The 2207-nt window shown below is 45.0% G+C and carries 2 protein-coding genes; one reads left to right on the forward strand and one right to left on the reverse strand.

Features of this window, described 5'->3' with window-relative positions; all coding sequences use genetic code 11:
- Positions 1-1343 (forward strand): Ig-like domain-containing protein (locus tag K5Y32_RS24750; RefSeq protein WP_255602837.1); only part of this gene is annotated, 1343 nt, incomplete at its 5' end.
- 320 nt (positions 1344-1663) lie between these two features.
- Here the strand turns inward: K5Y32_RS24750 and K5Y32_RS24755 are convergent.
- The gene (locus K5Y32_RS24755) at positions 1664-1816 is read right to left on the reverse strand and encodes a hypothetical protein (RefSeq protein ID WP_222186140.1); all 153 of its coding nucleotides are present in this window, start codon (positions 1814-1816) and stop codon (positions 1664-1666) included.
- Positions 1817-2207: the final 391 nt, after the last annotated feature.

The raw sequence follows: 2207 nt of genomic DNA on the forward strand, positions 1-2207 counted from the left end.
GTGTAGCACCGGAGATCCCGGTACTGGTTGATTTTTACGATAACGTCGGTACACCGGGCGCAGTTATTCCGGACGGCGAAAAAGCCAAAACCGACGATACCACTCCGACCCTGCGCGGTACGGGAACGCCAAACAGCATCGTGCATATCCAGTCAGCCAAAACGGGCGACAGCTGGGGCGATCTGGGTACTGCCCGCGTTGATAACAACGGCAACTGGGAATACACCCCAGCAACGCTGGATTACGCGACCTGGCAGTTCCGTGTAAAAGCCAGTAACGCATTAGGAGACACCGCCTGGGCGCAAAAGGTGTATTTGAATATTGTCAAAGGTGGAAATTATTCTACAACAATTGATTTTGAAGAAAGCTTTGGAAATGTCGATTTAGACTCAATGACATATGGACGATGGTATGAAACTACTAATGAAATAAACTTCCAACTTTACAACTCAAATAAAACAAACCATAAAATTCCCTTTATAACTCCTGGTGCATTAGTTCCTGAGTTTGGAGGGAAAGCGGTAGAAATGAGTCAAGGTGACGGAGTAGGCATTTATAAATCTGATCTTTTTAATCGAGATAGTATAGCCCATAACTTTAGCTTCCAAATATACAATCCGAATCAGGCTGATGTTTTGATGATTTTAGTTGTACGATTTCGTTCAGAGACAACCGTAGGGAATCAAGTAAATAAAATTTTAACTACTAAACCCGGATTAAACACCTTCACTAATGAAGATATATTTAGCAATGCTGAATACCCTGAATTATATGCTATATGTGAGTTTGTGTTATATAATACGAAGGATTCAACTCTTATTGGTGCCAACCCACCACTATGGTTTGATAATCTCATGCTTGAACCACCTTATTGGGAAACCTCATCCTTATTGTCTCAGGGTAATGACATAAACAATCATCAAATTTCTGGCGTTGAAGAGCTGTCTGACAACATGGTAGGTCACGAAAATCAGGCCGACATCCTGAAAATCACCGATAAAGATCAGTTGCTCGACCTCACCACTCAGGAGAGCAAAATCGAATCCATCGAAATCTTCGATATCACCGGCACCGGCGATAATACCCTGAAGCTGGATCTTAACGCCCTGCTACAACACGGTGAAAAAGGTCTGTTTATCGAGGACGGTAAAACCCAGTTGATGGTGAAAGGTAACGAAGGTGATGTGGTTGAGCTCAAAGATATTCTGCCGGAAGGCAGCGATATCAGCGAATGGCAACATCAGGAAGGTACTGTGACCATTGCTGGCGTGAAATATAACGTCTACAGCCACGACGATGCAGAACTGCTGGTGCAGCAAGGAGTGAGAACTGAGCTGGTTTAACAGGAATTAGTCCATCGATAAAAACGGTTAAATAAAAGCCATCGCAGATATTGCGATGGCTTTTTATTGCCAAGAATAGATCCGAAGCGGCGCGATTTATCGTACATTGTTTATTTTAAAGACTGCCAATATCAAACCCCTTCTGTTCTCGATATTCTTCGATACCTTAACGCGACCCTTCACGACCTAACCCGGATAATTTAGTTCCGCCAAACGGTGCGGCGTCGAATGAAATTTGTGTCGGTGTCTGTTTTGCGATGGGAAAAGAAATTTTATGCTATGCGGGAAAAGGTCGCCATGAATAGCGACCGGAATAAACATTAAATCTGGAAGTCGATAGCCGGTTCGTTTTCTATCTCTTCGGAAAGCGCCTGACGTTTGTTCTCCTCCAGCGAAAGGTTGGCATTACAGCGTTCGGAGCGTTGCCAGACGTCATTAAGCTGCAACTCACCGCGCTTCAGGCCGAGCCGCACCGTATTGGCATCGAACAGATGATGCGTATCGATTTTTACCCGGTCTGCACCTTCTTGAATATCACACGCCCGATCGGCCGCATGCCCACAACAGGACCAGGTTCAACATAGGTTTTCACCACGTCATAATCATGTGCGTTGGTTCGTTGTACTCGGATGTCTGGATATCCCCATCGCGCTCAATACCTCATCTGGTTGAGGAGTACAGCGAAGTTCACTGCGGGATGGCGATTACATTGCGCATGTCAGATGACAGCGCCGTGACGGCTCAATGACGGGCGGATGAATTTGCTTTAGGGCAGGAGGCGTGCGGCGAAACAGCGGCAGTTTTAATAAATTATTTTTAACTTCAATCTTTATGAAAGTCTGTAAAAAATCACTCCTGATGCTC

This window comes from Pantoea sp. DY-15, assembly GCF_019795935.1.
Lineage (GTDB): Bacteria > Pseudomonadota > Gammaproteobacteria > Enterobacterales > Enterobacteriaceae > Pantoea > Pantoea leporis.